This is a genomic window from Bacillus sp. CH_70, assembly GCF_038007045.1.
Lineage (GTDB): Bacteria > Bacillota > Bacilli > Bacillales > Bacillaceae_G > Bacillus_A > Bacillus_A cereus.
Genome location: NZ_JBBOWL010000001.1, coordinates 4,899,065 through 4,916,537 on the forward strand (window position 1 = coordinate 4,899,065; position 17,473 = coordinate 4,916,537).

Below are 17,473 nucleotides of genomic sequence, written 5' to 3' on the forward strand. Positions count from 1 at the left end.
TTTCTCCTCACTACATCGGTTCATTTTCCCTTGTGGTCACTTTACGTCCCGTAGTGACATTTTGTGTCCCACATAGGTTAAAAAAATAATCCCTGCTACGTGTATTATTGTAACAGGAGATAGAAACTTATTCAACTCTTAACTGCATTCTTTATATAGTTTATTATGACACCTTTGTGAATGTTACCATATTCTACTTGTTTTCCGTCCATTTCTACAACCGGAATCATTAAGTGATATTTTTCTAAAAGGTCATTATCTTCATATATATCTATTTCCTCGATTTGAAAAGAATATTCACATTGTACTTCCTGTAAAACTTGTTTCGCCTTCACGCAAAGACCACAATCTTTTTTAGTATACAGTACAACTTTCATCTTCTTCACCTATCCGATCGTTTTTCGTAATGACGAAGCTGGGATATGCATTTGTTCTCTATACTTCGCCACTGTTCTTCGAGAAATAACAATTTCATGCTCTTCTTCTAATAATTTTGAAATCTTTTGATCTGAAAGTGGCTTTTTCTTATCCTCTGCCCCAATTAGCGTTTGAATAAATTGTTTTACACGTTTTGTAGAAACTGCTTCATCTTCAGTCGTCGAAACGGCATTGCTAAAGAACCATTTCATCTCAAATAAACCGTGTGGTGTTTGCACATATTTATTTCGCGTCGCACGACTAATTGTTGATTCATGCACACTTAACTCTTCCGCTACCTCTTTTAAAGCGAGAGGTCTTAAATACTCTGGACCTTTCCAGAAGAAATCACGTTGTTTTTCCATAATAATATTCATCACTTGAAGCAGCGTCTGTTTTCTCTGCTTCAAACTGCGCATAATCCACTGCACATGCTGATACTTTTCTGATACGTAAGATGCTACTTCACTTTCACTATTATTAAGAAGCGCACTATATTCAGAATGAATTTCAATTCTCGGCATATTTCTCTCATTCATTTGTAAAACGAGGCGATCGCCATCTTTTTTCACCGCCATATCAGGCACAATATAAAGTGGTTTATCTGAAGAAAACGCAAGACCTGGTTTTGGTTGTAATGACGTTATACAATTTACCGCACTCTGTAATTCCTCATTACTACATTTCAACACTTGAACGAGCTTTCGCCAATCTTTCTTCACAAAATAAGCGAAATGATCTTCTACAACCTCTTCTGCTAATCCATTCCGTCTTTGTAAGCGCTTCAATTGCAAGGTTAAACATTCCTGAATATTACGCGCCCCTACCCCTGCTGGTTCCAGTGATTGGACAAGCTCTACAGAGCGGTCGACTACATGAATTTGCGCAGAAAGGAGCTCTGCTAACTCTTCATTCGTTTCTTGTAAATATCCATTTCCATCCATGTTCATAATAATGAAAGAAGCTACTTTTCGCTCTTCTTCATCTATTTTATAATACTGTATTTGATTTAATAAATGTTGCTGAATCGTTGTAGAATCCACACTGTAGATCTCCATCTGATTCTCGACTTGTTTGCTGGTACTTTTACTGTTGTTAGAGCTCTTTTTCTTCTCCCTCTCAAAACCACCTAACTCAATAAGGGGATTCTCTAACGATTGCTCATACAAAAACTCCGATAATTCTTGTACATTATACTGGAGCATTGTAATCGCTTGCCTTAACTCTTGTGTCATTGCCAAACGTAAGCTTTGTTCTTGTAAAAGACTTGCCTTCAAACTAATCTCCCCCTTGTTTCTATTGTACAATAAGTTTGGTAAAAGGAGAATGCTATCACAGACACCCATTCCAAAATATTATTAATTTATATGTATTAATGAGATTTACAACTTACAACCTAAATTTGAATAATATTGAAAGAAAATAATAATATTCAAATTTAACACTAAGTACTAATAGTAAATATTAATACAAGATGTTAAAATGAGCAACAAAAAAGAGAAGATCCCATCTTCTCTTCCACTAATCAACTATTTTTCAAAAGCTGAAATAACTTCAAGCTCTTACCACTTCGCAAAATACCCTTTGGATATACTTTCGCAGCAAATAAAGAAATCAGGCTAATACTACTTAACAAAACCAATATAGACATTGCAATTTCCATACCACTCACAGACCCATTAATAACCCTAACTACCATACTAATTGGAGCTGTAAACGGAACATATGATGTCACCCTTGATACTAGCCCTTCAGGGTTATCAAGTACTACTAATAACTCCACCACTAAGCTTCCCATCAATATAAGAGTAATCGGCATCGTTGTTCCGGATAATTCTTCTGGCCTGCTTACCATAGAACCAAACACTGCGAAAAGTGCCGCATAAACGAAGTAACCGAGAACAAAATATAACAAGAAATATGCAGCATGCTCACCTGTAATCATATTTACATCAATATTCACTCCAAAAAACGAATCCGATACCTTAAAAATTCCAGATTTAATATATAGCGCCATACTAAGGAAGAAAATAAATAACTGTGTCAAACTAGCAAGACCGACTCCTAATATCTTCCCAAAGACCATGTGAACAGGCGACACCTTCGTTACCATCACTTCCATAACACGCGACGCCTTCTCTGACGCTACCGCTGTAGCAATCGCATTTCCATACGAAGTAATTGCTAAGTACATAATCGCTACTAATAAATACACCAGTAAGAATGAGCTTGTTTCTTCGTTATTTAAGTTTTGCTTTTTCGCTTGCACGTTCATCGTCAGTGATTTCACAGCCTCTTCTGATAACTGTTGTTTAACTACCGCACTTTGAAAATACTGATTTTGCACAAAGACCTGCGCACTTTGAATCAACTTAGGATTATCCACCTTCATAAAGTAATCTAATACTGGTTCAGCACCCGCACCCTCTTTTAATATAAAGAGCGCTTCGACTTTCTTATCTAACAAATCTTGCTTATATTGATTTAATTTTGTTTTATCACCTAAAGACCAATCCCATTCTGGAAGAGCTTTACTAAGATTAGATTGATCCAAAGTAACATTAGGTGCTTCGGAAATAAATACAACTTTTGCTTTTTCTTTCTCTCCAGAAAACTTTTGTACTAAAGTTGGAAAGGAGAATAAGAATATCCCTCCCCCTATTAATAACAATGTCATCCCAATAAATATTTTCGTCCTCACACGATCCCAATACGTTTGCCCTAAAACAATCCAGAAATTCCTCATTACTTATGCACCCGCCTTTTCAACAAAGATTTGATGTAAAGAAGGTTCTTTAATAGAAACATCTCGGATATATTGTTTAGTTTTAATGTCTTCAAGCAGCGAAAATGCATCCTCTCCATCATTAACTTTAATCATGAACGTACGATTAACTTTTTCAAAATTGAAATTTTTCTTTTTGAGAATAGGTTCAATATCCCCTTCCGTTTGCAACGTCATATATTTGTATTGATAACTTTTCTTAATATCTGACAAGGCACCCGATAATACAAGTTGACCATTTTTCATAATACAAATTTCCTCACAGAACGTTTCTACACTGTCCATTTGATGACTACAGAAGATAATCGTTTTTCTTTGCGCGATTAACTCGAGTACAACATTTTTTAACATCTCTGCATTTACAGGATCCAATCCACTAAATGGTTCATCTAGTATGATGAATTCCGGATTATGCAATATCGCTGAAATCAATTGAATTTTTTGTTGATTTCCCTTTGACAATTCCTCTGTTTTCTTCTTTAAATGTGGTGTCATTTCTAATTTTTCTAGCCACTGTAACGCATGCCTTTTTGCAAGATTAGCTGGCATTCCTTCTAACTTGCCGAAATACACCAATTGCTCCACTACATTCATTTTCGGGTATAATCCACGCTCTTCTGGTAAATAGCCAATAGATAGGTCTTTCTTTGAAAAAGGGCGATTATTCCATAGAATTTGGCCGCTATCCGGTTTGATTAAATCTAAGATCATACGAATCGTTGTCGTCTTACCAGCACCATTTCGGCCCAGCATCCCTAAAATTCCACCTTCTTCTACACGTATATTTAAATCATTAACGGCTTTATATTCACCAAATGTTTTATTTAATCCTTGAATTTCAAATGCCATCCTTAACAGCTCCTTTTAGCTTTTTACGAAATAAATAACCGCCATTCCTAATACAATCCCGCCTACCATCAACAAAAACTTTTTCATAACTATTTCCTCCTTCATTGACTTGTTAAGTTGTATCTTTATCATAGACTTCTTTCTGATGCTATTGCCCGCAATCCGTACTGTATTTACCGTAAAAAAGGCGAACCACTCTTATGTGGTTCACCGCAATTTCAACAGATGAAGTTGATTGTATGAAAACTTCTTAAATGTTATTATAAAAATATTCAGAAATTAAATAATGTACCTACAAAGAGAGGTGTCCAAACCGTTGCAGATACAACGTAACTTCGTTTTCATTTCATGTGTAACTATCCTGTATTTTTGTTTACAAGGCTATATCTTATATAAAATAAACCAACCATATAGCGGCGTTCTTATTTCTAAAACAGACTCAGCTACATACACAATAGCAAAAATTAAATCCTCCGGTTGGGCTTTTCATACGGACTTAAAAGAAGGAGATATAATCTATTCGATAAATAAAGAAAAGCCTCATTTAGGAATACTTCCTGGATATCAAAACCAATCACTAAATGCATCTGAAATACAAGTTAAAAAAGGCGATATCATCCAAACTTATAAAGGAACACAACATTTTATTGATTCTCGTGACAAAATTATTTCTATATACTTTCCCTTCCTACTCGCTTTTATTTGTTTAGGGTTATCTATTTTTCTTTATACAAAGAAGCCTTTGAGCCGGGAAACATTCTTTTTGATTACGTTTCTATTCATGACTTCCTCAAGTCTTCTAATCGCAGTTGAATCTGGTAAAGGTGATTTTATCGCCCTCATTATTTTAAGTATTGTATTTCAAGGTACACCTATGTCTCTCATTTTATTATTGAATGAGTTATTCAATAAAAAGCAACTATACGTCATTTCTATGAGATTTCTAAAAATCGATATTGCAATTGGCATTATTTTACTATCACTCTCTATTTTAACGATGTTCATTCCATTTCCCGTAGTTAATACCGATGGATTAGAACTAATTTACCTTTCAATAAATATTATCTTTTGCATATATTTTTTAATCCGTGCCTATATCAAATATCACAATACAGTACATAAACCATTTTTAAAATTAATGCTTACGATTCATTCCATTGCCTTCTTTCCGTTCGTTACACTCTATGCCCTTCCAGATGCAATATTCAGTACACCGATTCTCTCAGCAGATATTGGAGCTATGTTCCTAATCGCTCTTCCAATCGGTTATTTTTATTTAGTAGCGACGAAGCAGATTTTTGATATAGATTTTGTATTTGATCGTTTACGGTATTACGCATTTCTGTCATTAATCCCAACTCTATTAATTGCAATCATTACGAGCTGGAGCATTTATTACAAAGACAATTTTCTCTCTCGACTACTGCAAAGTTTTATTATTATTTTTCCGTTAAATATTCTATTTCTCATATTAAAAGAAAGATTAGATTTTACATTTCGTAATCACCTCTTTCGGACTAAAACAAACTTATACGTAAACATTGAACAGTTTACCGCACAGCTATCATCTATTATGAAAACAGAAGAGTTAGAGAAAAAATTCACTAATGAAATCGTTTCAATGTTGAAACCTTCTTTTATTCAATTTGTTCAATATGATATGAAAGAAAACACATATACACAATGCAACGGATATGGACAAACGAAAGATTTCACACTTTCTAAAAAGAAAAAATGGAGTATGGCAGCATTACTAATTAATGATTTATTAGAGGATGATGGATGCATCGGTATTTACTTATACTCTACTAAACATATAAAACACTACATCTGGATTGGAACAAAAGTGAATAATATTAAATATAATACGCATGAAAAATCATGGTTCATCACTGTCACGACATACGTCCGTCTTATTTACGAAAACTTGTATACCATTAATGAAATTATTCATTCTCTAGAGCAGGAGAGTTTAGAATCCAAAACAAATTCTGCAAGCTTATCACGCCTACTCTTTCAAATTTCTGAACAAGAAAGGCGCCGACTTGCTTCAGATTTACACGACTCTGCATTACAAGATCAAATTGTATGGTACCGCAAACTAGACTCTTTATTAAAAAACAAATCCGTTCCACTAGAATTAAAAAATGAACTAAAAAAAATCCATTTCGGTATGCACGATGTAATACAACAAATTCGCGACACATGTAATGAATTGCGTCCATCACTTTTATCAGATGCTGGTTTAATTGGTGCATTAAGAGAATTGCTAGCCCAAACACAATTGCGTGTGCAGTTTCAAATTCAATTTGATCATGAATCAATTCAAGAACATCATTACGATTTTGACAAAATTTTATCTTTATATCGTATCATTCAAGAACTACTAACAAACGCAGATAAACATTCCGAGGCAACCATCGTATCGATTTTTTTATGGGAAGAGAATAACTGTATTTTCCTAGACTACCGAGACAACGGCAAAGGTTTTAATATAGACACTCCCTACTCTCCTAAGCAGCATATGGGGCTTTCCGGTATAAAAGGAAGGCTTCAATCAATTGGTGGAGAAATACATATAGTATCCGAAGCTAAAAAAGGACTTCAAATAAACATTACAGTTCCGAGGTGGTAAATAATGATTCGAGTATTAATTGTAGATGATCATCAAATTGTAGGCGAAGGAACAAAGAGCATGATTGAATTAGAAGAAGATATGCAAGCAGAATATATTTTAAATGAACAGGAAGCACTCATAAAAAGTGACGCTACACCTTTTGACGTATACCTCTTAGATATGAATATGCCCAATTGTAGTGGTATTGAACTCGCCCAGAAAATATTACATATTCAAACAGATGCAAAAATCATTTTATACACAGGTTTTGAATACGTATCCCAATTTAATTTATTAATAAACTCTGGTATCAGCGGAATTATTAGTAAATCAGCTTCTCAGCAAGAGCTATTAATGGCAATTCGTGCAGCTGTAAATGGATATACTTTACTTCCTATTTCTTTATTACGTCAACTACGTACAGACGATATAACGACTCAACAACTTGAAAATAAAACCGCTCTTCTTACACAAAAAGAATTAGAAATCTTAGAATCCGTCTCTAAAGGAAGTAGCAATAAACAAATTGCTGATGAACTGTACATGAGTTCAAGAGCTGTAGAATACAACCTAACAAAAATCTTCAAAAAATTAAAAGTAGGATCACGCTCCGAAGCTTTAACAGAAGCAATGAGACAAGGCATTTTGAAAGTACACATATAAAATGAGACTTCCATCAGTTTGTTTTGTTTAACCCTCAAATAATGAGATAAATAAAAAAGTCCTAACCTACAAAACGTAAGTTAGGACTTTTTGACGCGCCCAGAGGGATTCGAACCCCCGGCAGACGTGGTACCGGAAACCACCGCTCTATCCGACTGAGCTATGGGCGCATGATTATAGAAAACACTTCATTTTCTTCTCATAATAATAGCAATAAAATCCATCTAAATCAATAAAAATATCCCCGTAATACCTTATGCATCTTAGCTAAAAGCATATAAAATCTATTCCACCCCTAAATTTTCCAATCATAAATTCACCCCAACTCACAAATTATAATCTTTGAATTGATATTCCAAAGGGGGCTTCATTCAATGACTGTAATTACAAAATTAAAGCAAACTGTTTCTGGATTAAAAAGTGCACAAGCTAGCTTAGAGGGATTCGCTCTTGATACGGATAACCAACAAGCTAAGCAACTTTTCCAAACAGCTGCGCAGCAAACACAAACGATTATCGATTCTTTAAACCCACGCGTTGAAGAAGTCCAACAAGAAGAACCACAATACTCACAGCAATAACGAATCAGTCTTGCTGTGAAATAGAAAAAGGATGATATGCAGTCATCCTTTTTCTATCACATTACATATTGCAATAGAAATGGAATGATAATTATGCGAAAACTCGGCCTCATAACCGCATTATTTGCACTTCTATTTAGCTCTTTTACCGGATGTGATAATAGTCCTTTAGATAAAAAAGTGAAAGAAGAAGCAAAACGAACGGAGAAAGAAAAAGGTCCAAAGTTAACAAAGACGAGTACGGAATCCTTTAATCAATCTATATCACAAGGAGCGAAGAAAAGAGCTCTCGCTATGGATGAAATTATAAAAAGCACAGCAGTGAATTCAAATTTAGATCTCTACATAGCAGTTACACCTGAGCATCACGAAAGGTTTGGATTAAAACCTCTTCGTAAAAAGCTTCAAAAGCAGCTAAGTGATGAGCATCCTACTTTCGATGTTCGTGTCAGTACAGATAAAAAAATCTTTATGTTACTCGAAAAACTCGAAAGAAAAATTAAGGAAAAAGAAGTATCTAAAGATGAAATTAATAAACAATTAAAATTCATTGGTAAAAAAATGGAGTCTAACACTTAACGCTTTTTAAAAGAAAAGGAAGGATTGCAATGTCTAGTAAAGATAAAAACTTAACCCCTGTACAACAGGAGTATAAAAAATTCGAACAAGAACGCGAACCGAAACGACCTGTCTTAAAAAATTGTATAAAAGCCTTTTTCGTCGGTGGTTTTATTTGCTTCATCGGACAACTCATTTCTACTTTTTACATCACATATTTTGATTTCACTGAACGCTCAGCAGGAAATCCAACAGTCGCAACTCTTATTTTCATTTCTATGTTACTAACTGGATTTGGTATATACGATCGTTTTGGACAGTTTGCTGGTGCTGGTACAGCTGTACCTGTTACTGGATTTGGTAACTCTGTTATTGCAGCATGTATCGAACACCGAACGGAAGGATTCGTCCTTGGTGTTGGCGGCAATATGTTTAAACTAGCTGGTTCTGTTATTTTATTTGGTGTATTTTCAGCTTTTGTCATCGCACTTATTAAAACGATTCTCGTTCAATGGGGAGGTCTATAAATGTTACAAGGACACCGAACGTGGGTATTTGAAAACAAACCAGTCATTATCTCAACAGGGGTTGTCGGTGGACCATTTGAAGCAAAGGGAAACATTCCAGAAGACTTCGATATCCTTCATGAAGATTTATGGCTCGGACAAGATTCCTATGAAAAAGCACATAAAATTTTATTCGAAGAAGCTTGTAGTCGTGCTACTGAAAAAGCAGAACTTCGTAAAGATGATATTCAATTCGTACTCGCAGGAGATTTAATTAATCAAATTACTCCAACAAGCTTTGCTTGCCGCACACTGGGCACTCCTTATCTCGGATTATTCGGGGCTTGCTCTACTTCTATGGAAGGTTTAGCACTTGGGGCAAGTATTGTAAATGCAAAAGGCGCAAAATATTTATTAACTGGTGCATCCAGTCATAATACAGCTGTAGAAAAACAATTCCGCTATCCTACCGAATACGGTGGACAAAAGCCGCCTACTGCACAGTGGACAGTAACCGGAGCAGGAGCCGCTATTTTAAGCGATACTGGACACGGTCCAAGAGTAACCTCTGCAACAATCGGACGAGTGGTTGATATGGGATTAACGGATCCGTTTAATATGGGAGGCGCAATGGCTCCAGCTGCAGTTGATACAATTGAAGCCCATTTACGTGAACGCCAAATTGATGCCTCTTACTACGATTTAATCGTAACAGGCGATCTCGGACATGTAGGACGCGAAATTGCTTATGACTTACTACATAAACACGGAACGAAAGTAACGAGCGAACAATTTCAAGATTGCGGAATTATCATTTATAGAGAAGGACAACCTGTCATAGCTGGTGCTAGCGGGCCTGGATGTTCCGCAACAGTCGTATACGGTCATTTATTAAACCGAATGAAAAGAGGAGAGTTCAAAAAAATACTTGTCGTTGCGACAGGCGCTTTACTATCTCCACTTACATTCCAACAAGAAGAAACGATTCCGTGTATCGCTCACGCCGTTTCGATTGAATTTGGAGGTGCAACGCAATGATTTTTTTCTGGGCTTTCGTCATCGGCGGACTCATATGCGTAATCGGACAACTTATGTTTGATGTCGGCAAGTTAACACCAGCTCATACAATGGCAACACTCGTTGTTGCCGGAGCAATATTAGATGGATTCAATTTGTATGAACCATTAATTGACTTCGCTGGGGCCGGGGCAACTGTACCTATTACAAGCTTTGGTAATGCCCTTGTTCATGGCGCAATGGAAGAAGCTGCAAAACATGGCATCGTTGGCGTTATTACTGGCATGTTTAAAGTAACGAGCGCCGGCGTATCCGCGGCTATTATTTTCGGCTTCATAGGTGCATTGTTATTTAAACCGAAAGGATAAGGAGTGTTTGTATGACTGTTATCGCTAGCGTAAAAACTTGCCTTGCTAGTGTAAGAGGAGCTCAAGCAAGTTTAAGCTCTCTTTCATTAAATTCACAAGACGACGAATCCAAACGCGTATTTCATGAATGTATGTTAGAAATGGACAACGTCATCGCTGATTTACAGAATAGAGTTTCAGTATTAGAACGTGAAGAACCTCAATATAAAGGGTTTTAAGTAGACTGGAGGAAATGACTATGTCTCACCTGCCGGAATGGACACTTGTCATTCTTCGCTCTGTATTCATATTAATTATTTTATTCGCTATTACGAAATGGTTAGGGAAAAGACAAATCTCTCAGCTCTCCTTTTTTGAATACATTGCCGGAATGACAATCGGTGACATCGCTGCCCAAGTATCTACAGGGCTCGATTCGAAATTTTTCCACGGCGTCTTTGCGATACTCATTTTCGCTGCGGTACCTTTTTTCACAGGAATCCTCTCCTTAAAGAACAAAACAGCTCGGGATTTCTTTGAAGGGAAATCTACCGTATTAATAAAAGATGGAAAGATACTCGAAGATAACTTAAAGAAAGAAAAATATACGAGTGACGAATTACTTGAACTACTCCGAGGGAAAAGTGCGTTCAGCGTAGCTGAAGTCGAATTTGCTGTCTTAGAACCGAGTGGAGAATTAAATGTACTATTAAAGAAAGATTCTCAGCCACTTACTGCAAAAGACATCGGTTTAAAAGTACCGAATGAAAAAGAACCACAAACTGTTATTATGGATGGAAATGTACTAGATGAACCTCTTTCAGCAAGCGGGCATAACCGCGCTTGGTTACATTCAGAATTAGAAAAACTCGGCGTTGTTATTGAAAATGTCTTTCTCGGTCAAGTCGATTCATACGGACAACTTACTATCGACATTTACAATGACAAACTCCAAATGCCTTCTCCTCAAAACAAACCTTTATTATTAGCATCTTTAAAAAAATGTCATGCTGATCTTGAACTATTTTCCCTAGAAACAAAGTCGAAATCAGCAAGCGAAATGTATAGTAAAAACGCGAAACAAATCGAAAAGATTTTAAATAAAGTAACCTATCTTTTAAAAGACTAATTATCGAAAGAACGCTTCAGTTAAAAGGCGTTCTTTTCTTTTTTCTCCAATTTTCGTAACGTTTAAATTTATGTAATTCGGTTATGATGTTGAAGATACATAAGCAGGGAATTTCGAAAACATAGCGAATATTTCATGGTACAACTACATATTTTTTTGATTTAAAGTGGTTTCGTTTGACCTTTATTGACCATAATTGTATTATAAGACTAAGAAAGCTTTATAAGGAGGAAATAACAGATGAATTTAATTCCTACAGTAATTGAACAAACAAATCGTGGAGAACGCGCTTACGATATTTACTCTCGACTACTAAAAGACCGCATCATTATGCTTGGTAGTGCAATTGATGACAACGTAGCTAACTCAATCGTTTCCCAGCTTTTATTCTTGGAATCTCAAGATCCAGAAAAAGATATTCACATCTACATCAACAGCCCTGGTGGTTCTATCACAGCAGGTATGGCAATCTATGATACAATGCAGTTTATTAAGCCACAAGTATCAACAATCTGTATCGGTATGGCTGCATCTATGGGTGCATTCTTACTTGCAGCAGGTGAAAAAGGAAAACGTTATGCACTTCCAAACAGTGAAGTAATGATTCACCAACCACTTGGTGGAGCACAAGGTCAAGCAACTGAAATCGAAATCGCTGCAAAACGTATCCTATTCTTACGTGAAAAACTAAACCAAATTCTTGCTGACCGCACTGGTCAACCACTTGAAGTACTACAACGCGACACAGACCGCGACAACTTCATGACAGCTGAAAAAGCTTTAGAATACGGTTTAATCGATAAGATCTTTACAAATCGTTAATACTTAAAAGCGAAAGCGGCTCGTTTAGAATCGCAGGGCGATGGAGCCCCTGATTCCGAGGCGCTTTTTGCCTCGAATGAAGGGGCGAAACAACCGGAGATTCTAACCGCTAGAGCTAGATATAACTAAAAGTGGAAGCGCCCTATAATTGGGCGCTTCTTTTATATATTGTTCCCCGCTCACATACCCATCCAGTATCCCTCTAAATATATCAACGATTTTGCAATTATATCGAACAAAACTCAAATTATATCAACGATTTTTTTAATATATCAACGGTTCGACACAACATATCGATTTACCGACAATCTCCGACAAGGACAAACCAGCTAAATACCCCTATCCGCTAATTCGCACAGACAACAAAACAAAAAAAACTATCGCATATACGCGATAGCTCTTTATTGTACATATGCAGCTAATGCTTCTAAAGCCTCTTCTGCATCTGAACCTTCTGTTGTAATTGTTATCATGCTTCCAGTTCCAATTGCTAAGCTCATAATCCCCATTATGCTCTTTGCATTTACTGTCTTTCCATCTTTCTCAATAAAGATATCTGCATGAAAGCGATTTGCCTCTTGTACAAACAACGCAGCCGGACGTGCTTGTAAACCGTTTTTTAATGAAACCTGAACTCGTTTTTGAACCACAGCTCCATTTCCCCTTTAACCTCTTATTTTTTTGCTACCGTTTCCCCCGCGCGTAATTTCTCTGCAATTTCATCGATTTTACGCAAACGATGATTAATACCCGATTTACTAATTTTCCCCCCGGATACCATCTCACCTAACTCTTTCAATGTTACATCTTGATAATCTCTTCGTAGTTGCGCAATCTCTTGTAGTTTATCTGGCAATATATCAAGACCAACCGTCTCATCAATATAGCGGATATTTTCAATCTGCCTTAGCGCTGCACCAATTGTTTTATTTAAATTAGCTGTTTCGCAGTTCACTAAACGATTTACGGAATTACGCATATCACGTACGATTCGAATATCTTCAAACCTTAAAAGTGCATTATGAGCACCAATAATATTTAAAAATTCCGTAATTTTCTCCGCTTCTTTCAAATACGTAATGTACCCTTTTCTTCTTTCCAACGTCTTACTATTTAAATCAAATCCGTTCATCAGTTCACATATAGCATCATTATGTTCCTTATATAACGAAAAGATCTCTAAATGATAAGATGATGTTTCTGGGTTATTTACTGAACCACCTGCTAAAAATGCACCGCGTAAATACGATCGTTTACAACACTTCTTCTCAATCAATTCTTGTGATATATTTCGAATAAATGAAAAGTCATCTCGAACGATATGAAGATCGGCTAATATTTCGCGAGACTTTTCAACAAGCCTTACGATATATACATTATTTTTCTTCAATCGCATTTTTTTACGAACAAGTAATTCTACCGTCACATCATATCCTTTTTTCAAAAGCGTATAAATCCTTCTTGCAATTGCCGCATTTTCTGTTTGAATATCGATAGATAGACGACGGTTTGAAAAAGAAAGCGATCCGTTCATTCGAAGTAACGCCGATAATTCTGCTTTCTCACAGCATTCTTTCACTTCAAGATTCGTCAACTCTTTCTTTGTTTCTGATGCAAATGACACAGTCAACACCTCCTTATACGATTATTATGGAACAAAATTCTTGTCCTATATGAATGAGGAGCGCCACCTCAAACGAGGCAACGCACATTTATAACAATGAATATAAAATCGAAGCTAACTTTAACGTATCATGCCTTACAACACGATCATCATACTTCGCTAATCCCTCTTGAATAACATCAATATTATTTTCAGCAAAACGTTCTTCATCCACTACAACTGGTGTAGACATTTCTTCCTCATATAACTTACGTAATTCACAAGGAATCTCACGGTTATTTACAATTGCAGTATTGATAAATGGTTGCCCTAAATGATCGTGTAACGCCTGCACATGATCAAAAGCAGTATATCCCATCGTTTCACCCGCTTGTGTCATAACGTTACATACATATACCTTCTTCGCCTTTGCAGCAAGAACAGCGTCCCCAATTTTGTTAACAACTAAGTTGGGTAATATACTCGTATACAAACTTCCTGGCCCGAAAACAAGTAAATCAGCTCGTTTAATCTCAGCCAACGTTTCATGCAATGGCTCTACATCTTCTGGAGTTAAAAAGACACGATTAATCTTCTTTCCGTAATAGGGAATCTTTGATTCACCTGTGACAATTTCCCCATCTTCAAGTTCCGCATGAAGTACCGCACTTTGATTCGCTGCTGGTAATACACGTCCTCTGACATTTAATACTTTACTTGTTTCCGTAATTGCATGGAAAAAGTCTCCTGTAATCGAGGTCATACCTGCCAACAATAGATTTCCTAACGCATGACCTTTCAGTCCGTCTCCTGTTGTGAAACGGTGCTGAAATAAAGCTTCCACCAGTGGCTCTACATCCGATAACGCAACAAGTACGTTACGGATGTCACCTGGAGGTGGAATTTCTAGCTCATCACGTAATCGACCCGAACTGCCACCATCATCAGCGATTGTAACAACTGCTGTAATATCAACAGGATATTGCTTTAATCCTCTTAATAAAACAGAGAGTCCAGTTCCGCCTCCCATGATGACAATTTTAGGCTTTCTCTCTTTTTTCATCCCTTAATGGCCCTTTCTCTTCTCCACATCACGATGAGATACATGAACACTATACTCTGGTTTCAAATGTTTCCCAAGGTATTCTGTAAGCGTAACAGAACGATGCTGTCCACCTGTACATCCAATTGCAATTACAAGTTGACTTTTGCCTTCTCTTTTATAATGAGGCAGCATGAAAGTAATCAGATCCGTCAACTTCTCTAAAAACTTATGTGTCTCATTAAATTTCAGTACATACGAAGAAACTTCTTCATCTAGTCCTGTTAATGGCTTCATATGTGGAATGTAATATGGATTTGGTAAAAAACGAACATCAAATACTAAATCTGCATCAATTGGAATACCGTACTTAAATCCAAATGACATAACATTTACACGAAATGCTTGCTCAGTTTCTGTTGAGAACAAGTGAACAATTTTTTCACGTAATTCTTTCGGTTTTAAATCCGATGTATCAAGCACAATATTTGCTCGTGCCTTCATATCTGTTAATAAATTGCGCTCTGCTTCGATTCCCTTTAACGGCAAACCAGTTGGTGCAAGTGGATGCGAACGTCTCGTTTCTTTATAACGAGTTACAAGCGTACTATCTTTCGCATCTAAAAATAAAATATGAGGAATAATCCATGTACGTTCTGATAAATCATCAAGTGCTCCCCATAAATGCTCGAAAAACTCGCGGCCACGTAAATCAATACCAAGTGCCACTTTATTCATTTTCCCTTTTGAATCCGCCATAAGCTCAATAAACTTTGGCAATAACATCGGTGGTAAATTATCTACACAAAAATATCCTAAATCTTCAAAACTTTGTAAAGCTACTGTTTTTCCAGCTCCAGACATCCCTGTAATAATTACCATTTTTATATCATTATTCTCTGTCATCGTATCCTCTCCTTGACGGTTTAACTCGGATCTAATCGATATGAAAGCAACTCAAAATCTGGGGTATATACAAATGTACCGTAGATTATGCCATTTCCTTTAATTAAATAATCAATAATGTGATAATCTCCTGGCGCCATTGCTAAATCATCAATTTTATCAAATGTATGCCAACCAATGATGCCTTCTTCGCTCTCTAGTTTGTTTTCTCCTGCAAAATCTGTCGCTAAAAAGGAGAACATCATCCATTCAGAAACAACTTTATCACCTTCTTGGATGACAAAGGTGAAGACCCCCTTTAACGCTGGGTTTTTCAAATAAATACCTGTTTCTTCGCGATATTCGCGAACAACGGAATCTCTTACAGTCTCACCACGCTCCATTTTCCCGCCTGGTGCAACCCACCAATTTCGGCGAGGTTTTTGGAGTAAGAGTACTTCATTATCTCTAATTAACACACAGTTTGTCACTCTTTGCATGTTTCTTCACCTCAGCTACTTGCAGTAAAATTTCTCACTGCATACTTCTTTCATTATACTATCAAAAACAGTTTGCTACAACGAAGGAGCCAGTCCTCTTTCGCTAAGCATACGCTACTCAACAATTTTAAAAAAGCTTTCCATAACAAGCAATGTAAATGCTTAGACTTTTAATGAATAGCATGAAAAATCCCCTTAACGATTTTTATCGCCAAGGGGATTAAAGCCCTTATTTCTTACCGAAATAAGTAACAATCGCAAATCCTAAAATAAAGGTAATAATTGAACTTATAATTGAAAATCCACCAGTTGGAATACCAGGGAACACAATTACAATCGAACCGATAACTAGTCCAATAATTGCCGCAAATGTCATACTTTTATAACGATCTAATAAAAAACTAATGCCTTTACTACTTACAACAAATCCAACCATAACACCAGCACCGATAACCACGATTAAAGGTAAGTTAAGTGTAGTTAAAGCGTTAATTGCTGTTGGATACACACCAATAATTAATAAAATAAACGATCCACTAATCCCAGGAAGTAGCATAGCCATACTAGCCATCCATCCTGCGAAAAATAAACCAATTGCATTTAAAATTGTTAACGTCGTAATTGGATCTGCTGCCTTATCTGGTTTAAAGAAAGCTGTGATCGCAACAAGAATTGCTGCAACTATTAATAAAATAATGTGCTTACCTTTAAACGACGACTTTGCATCAGCTTCTCTCATTAACATCGGTAATATACTAATGATTAAACCGAGGAAGAAAAATTGAGTCGGTTCATAATGATTTGCAAGTAAATATTTAATAACATGACTTAACGTTAAAAACGCTGCTGCCACACCAGCTGCAAGTGGAATTAAAAACCCTAAATGTTTTTTCCATTCACGACTAAAGAATCCACTAATTGCCGCAAGCAATTGTTCATAAATCCCTAACACAACAGCGATTGTACCGCCGCTCACACCAGGAATTAAATCACTAACGCCCATACAAAATCCACGATATATATTACGCCATTCCATACTGAATAAATTCCTCATTTCTTATAGTGATTTTTCCGTAAAGTCCAGTATAGCAATAAGAAAGCTTATAATCCTTATATTTTTTGACAATACTTTGACATTTTCACACAAAAAAA

At 36.3% G+C, this 17,473-nt stretch carries 20 protein-coding genes and 1 tRNA gene; 10 read left to right on the plus strand and 11 right to left on the minus strand.

All coding sequences use genetic code 11. The annotated features are described in order from the left end of the window. Positions 1 to 131: 131 nt before the first annotated feature. The 4 genes from N2V79_RS25165 to N2V79_RS25180 form a co-directional block, all read right to left on the minus strand. Positions 132 to 377 (minus strand): glutaredoxin family protein, encoded by a 246-nt coding sequence (locus N2V79_RS25165; protein WP_000869730.1) that lies wholly within the window; start codon positions 375 to 377, stop codon positions 132 to 134. 9 nt (positions 378 to 386) lie between these two features. Beyond that, a complete protein-coding gene (rpoN, locus tag N2V79_RS25170) occupies positions 387 to 1,694 on the minus strand; it encodes an RNA polymerase factor sigma-54 (protein ID WP_340720287.1) in 1,308 nt (435 codons plus the stop codon). 248 nt (positions 1,695 to 1,942) lie between these two features. Beyond that, positions 1,943 to 3,163, minus strand: coding sequence for an ABC transporter permease (locus N2V79_RS25175; RefSeq protein WP_265938532.1), 1,221 nt, complete (start codon positions 3,161 to 3,163; stop codon positions 1,943 to 1,945). Positions 3,164 to 3,166: 3 nt separating this feature from the next. Next, positions 3,167 to 4,051 (minus strand): ABC transporter ATP-binding protein, encoded by an 885-nt coding sequence (locus tag N2V79_RS25180; RefSeq protein ID WP_000863493.1) that lies wholly within the window; start codon positions 4,049 to 4,051, stop codon positions 3,167 to 3,169. Between the two features lie 316 nt (positions 4,052 to 4,367). On the opposite strand from N2V79_RS25180, the gene N2V79_RS25185 reads away from it, so the two are divergent. Both N2V79_RS25185 and N2V79_RS25190 read left to right on the plus strand, forming a co-directional pair. Next, positions 4,368 to 6,686: a sensor histidine kinase gene (locus N2V79_RS25185; protein WP_340720288.1), complete on the plus strand. Its 2,319-nt coding sequence runs from the start codon at positions 4,368 to 4,370 to the stop codon at positions 6,684 to 6,686. A 3-nt stretch (positions 6,687 to 6,689) separates the two neighbouring features. Further along, the gene (locus N2V79_RS25190; protein WP_000621765.1) at positions 6,690 to 7,331 is read left to right on the plus strand and encodes a response regulator; all 642 of its coding nucleotides are present in this window, start codon (positions 6,690 to 6,692) and stop codon (positions 7,329 to 7,331) included. Between the two features lie 94 nt (positions 7,332 to 7,425). Here the strand turns inward: N2V79_RS25190 and N2V79_RS25195 are convergent. Beyond that, positions 7,426 to 7,501 (minus strand) — tRNA-Arg (locus tag N2V79_RS25195). Positions 7,502 to 7,705: 204 nt separating this feature from the next. Here N2V79_RS25195 and N2V79_RS25200 point away from each other — a divergent pair. The 8 genes from N2V79_RS25200 (at position 7,706) to clpP (ending at position 12,291) form a co-directional block, all read left to right on the plus strand. Beyond that, the gene (locus tag N2V79_RS25200; protein ID WP_000216166.1) at positions 7,706 to 7,912 is read left to right on the plus strand and encodes a DUF1657 domain-containing protein; all 207 of its coding nucleotides are present in this window, start codon (positions 7,706 to 7,708) and stop codon (positions 7,910 to 7,912) included. 93 nt (positions 7,913 to 8,005) lie between these two features. Then, positions 8,006 to 8,491, plus strand: coding sequence for a YhcN/YlaJ family sporulation lipoprotein (locus tag N2V79_RS25205; protein WP_001228545.1), 486 nt, complete (start codon positions 8,006 to 8,008; stop codon positions 8,489 to 8,491). Between the two features lie 29 nt (positions 8,492 to 8,520). Beyond that, a complete protein-coding gene (spoVAC, locus tag N2V79_RS25210; protein ID WP_000095399.1) occupies positions 8,521 to 8,997 on the plus strand; it encodes a stage V sporulation protein AC in 477 nt (158 codons plus the stop codon). Then, a complete protein-coding gene (gene spoVAD / locus N2V79_RS25215) occupies positions 8,998 to 10,014 on the plus strand; it encodes a stage V sporulation protein AD (protein WP_000938972.1) in 1,017 nt (338 codons plus the stop codon). Further along, positions 10,011 to 10,361 carry a stage V sporulation protein AE gene (spoVAE, locus tag N2V79_RS25220; RefSeq protein WP_000575919.1) on the plus strand — a complete coding sequence of 117 codons (351 nt, stop codon included), beginning with the start codon at positions 10,011 to 10,013 and terminating at the stop codon, positions 10,359 to 10,361. The genes spoVAD and spoVAE overlap by 4 nt, the downstream gene beginning before the upstream one ends. Positions 10,362 to 10,372: 11 nt before the next feature. After that, complete coding sequence (locus N2V79_RS25225; RefSeq protein WP_053563376.1) at positions 10,373 to 10,579, plus strand: DUF1657 domain-containing protein; 207 nt, start codon at positions 10,373 to 10,375, stop codon at positions 10,577 to 10,579. A gap of 20 nt (positions 10,580 to 10,599) precedes the next feature. Continuing rightward, positions 10,600 to 11,469 carry a DUF421 domain-containing protein gene (locus tag N2V79_RS25230; protein ID WP_053563375.1) on the plus strand — a complete coding sequence of 290 codons (870 nt, stop codon included), beginning with the start codon at positions 10,600 to 10,602 and terminating at the stop codon, positions 11,467 to 11,469. A 240-nt stretch (positions 11,470 to 11,709) separates the two neighbouring features. Further along, a complete protein-coding gene (gene clpP, locus N2V79_RS25235) occupies positions 11,710 to 12,291 on the plus strand; it encodes an ATP-dependent Clp endopeptidase proteolytic subunit ClpP (protein ID WP_001049162.1) in 582 nt (193 codons plus the stop codon). A gap of 401 nt (positions 12,292 to 12,692) precedes the next feature. On the opposite strand, the gene N2V79_RS25240 is transcribed toward clpP, so the two are convergent. The 6 genes from N2V79_RS25240 to N2V79_RS25265 form a co-directional block, all read right to left on the minus strand. Continuing rightward, complete coding sequence (locus N2V79_RS25240) at positions 12,693 to 12,941, minus strand: HPr family phosphocarrier protein (protein ID WP_000250307.1); 249 nt, start codon at positions 12,939 to 12,941, stop codon at positions 12,693 to 12,695. Positions 12,942 to 12,964: 23 nt separating this feature from the next. Further along, on the minus strand, positions 12,965 to 13,915 hold the full coding sequence (gene whiA, locus N2V79_RS25245) for a DNA-binding protein WhiA (RefSeq protein ID WP_000006566.1): 951 nt from the start codon (positions 13,913 to 13,915) through the stop codon (positions 12,965 to 12,967). Positions 13,916 to 14,003: 88 nt separating this feature from the next. Beyond that, the gene (locus tag N2V79_RS25250; RefSeq protein ID WP_000712187.1) at positions 14,004 to 14,957 is read right to left on the minus strand and encodes a gluconeogenesis factor YvcK family protein; all 954 of its coding nucleotides are present in this window, start codon (positions 14,955 to 14,957) and stop codon (positions 14,004 to 14,006) included. A 3-nt stretch (positions 14,958 to 14,960) separates the two neighbouring features. Further along, positions 14,961 to 15,842, minus strand: a complete 882-nt coding sequence (rapZ, locus tag N2V79_RS25255) for an RNase adapter RapZ (RefSeq protein WP_000138459.1) — start codon at positions 15,840 to 15,842, stop codon at positions 14,961 to 14,963. Positions 15,843 to 15,862: 20 nt separating this feature from the next. Next, on the minus strand, positions 15,863 to 16,321 hold the full coding sequence (locus N2V79_RS25260; protein WP_001190080.1) for an NUDIX hydrolase: 459 nt from the start codon (positions 16,319 to 16,321) through the stop codon (positions 15,863 to 15,865). A 229-nt stretch (positions 16,322 to 16,550) separates the two neighbouring features. Then, positions 16,551 to 17,357, minus strand: coding sequence for an undecaprenyl phosphate translocase family protein (locus N2V79_RS25265; protein WP_205173030.1), 807 nt, complete (start codon positions 17,355 to 17,357; stop codon positions 16,551 to 16,553). Positions 17,358 to 17,473: the final 116 nt, after the last annotated feature.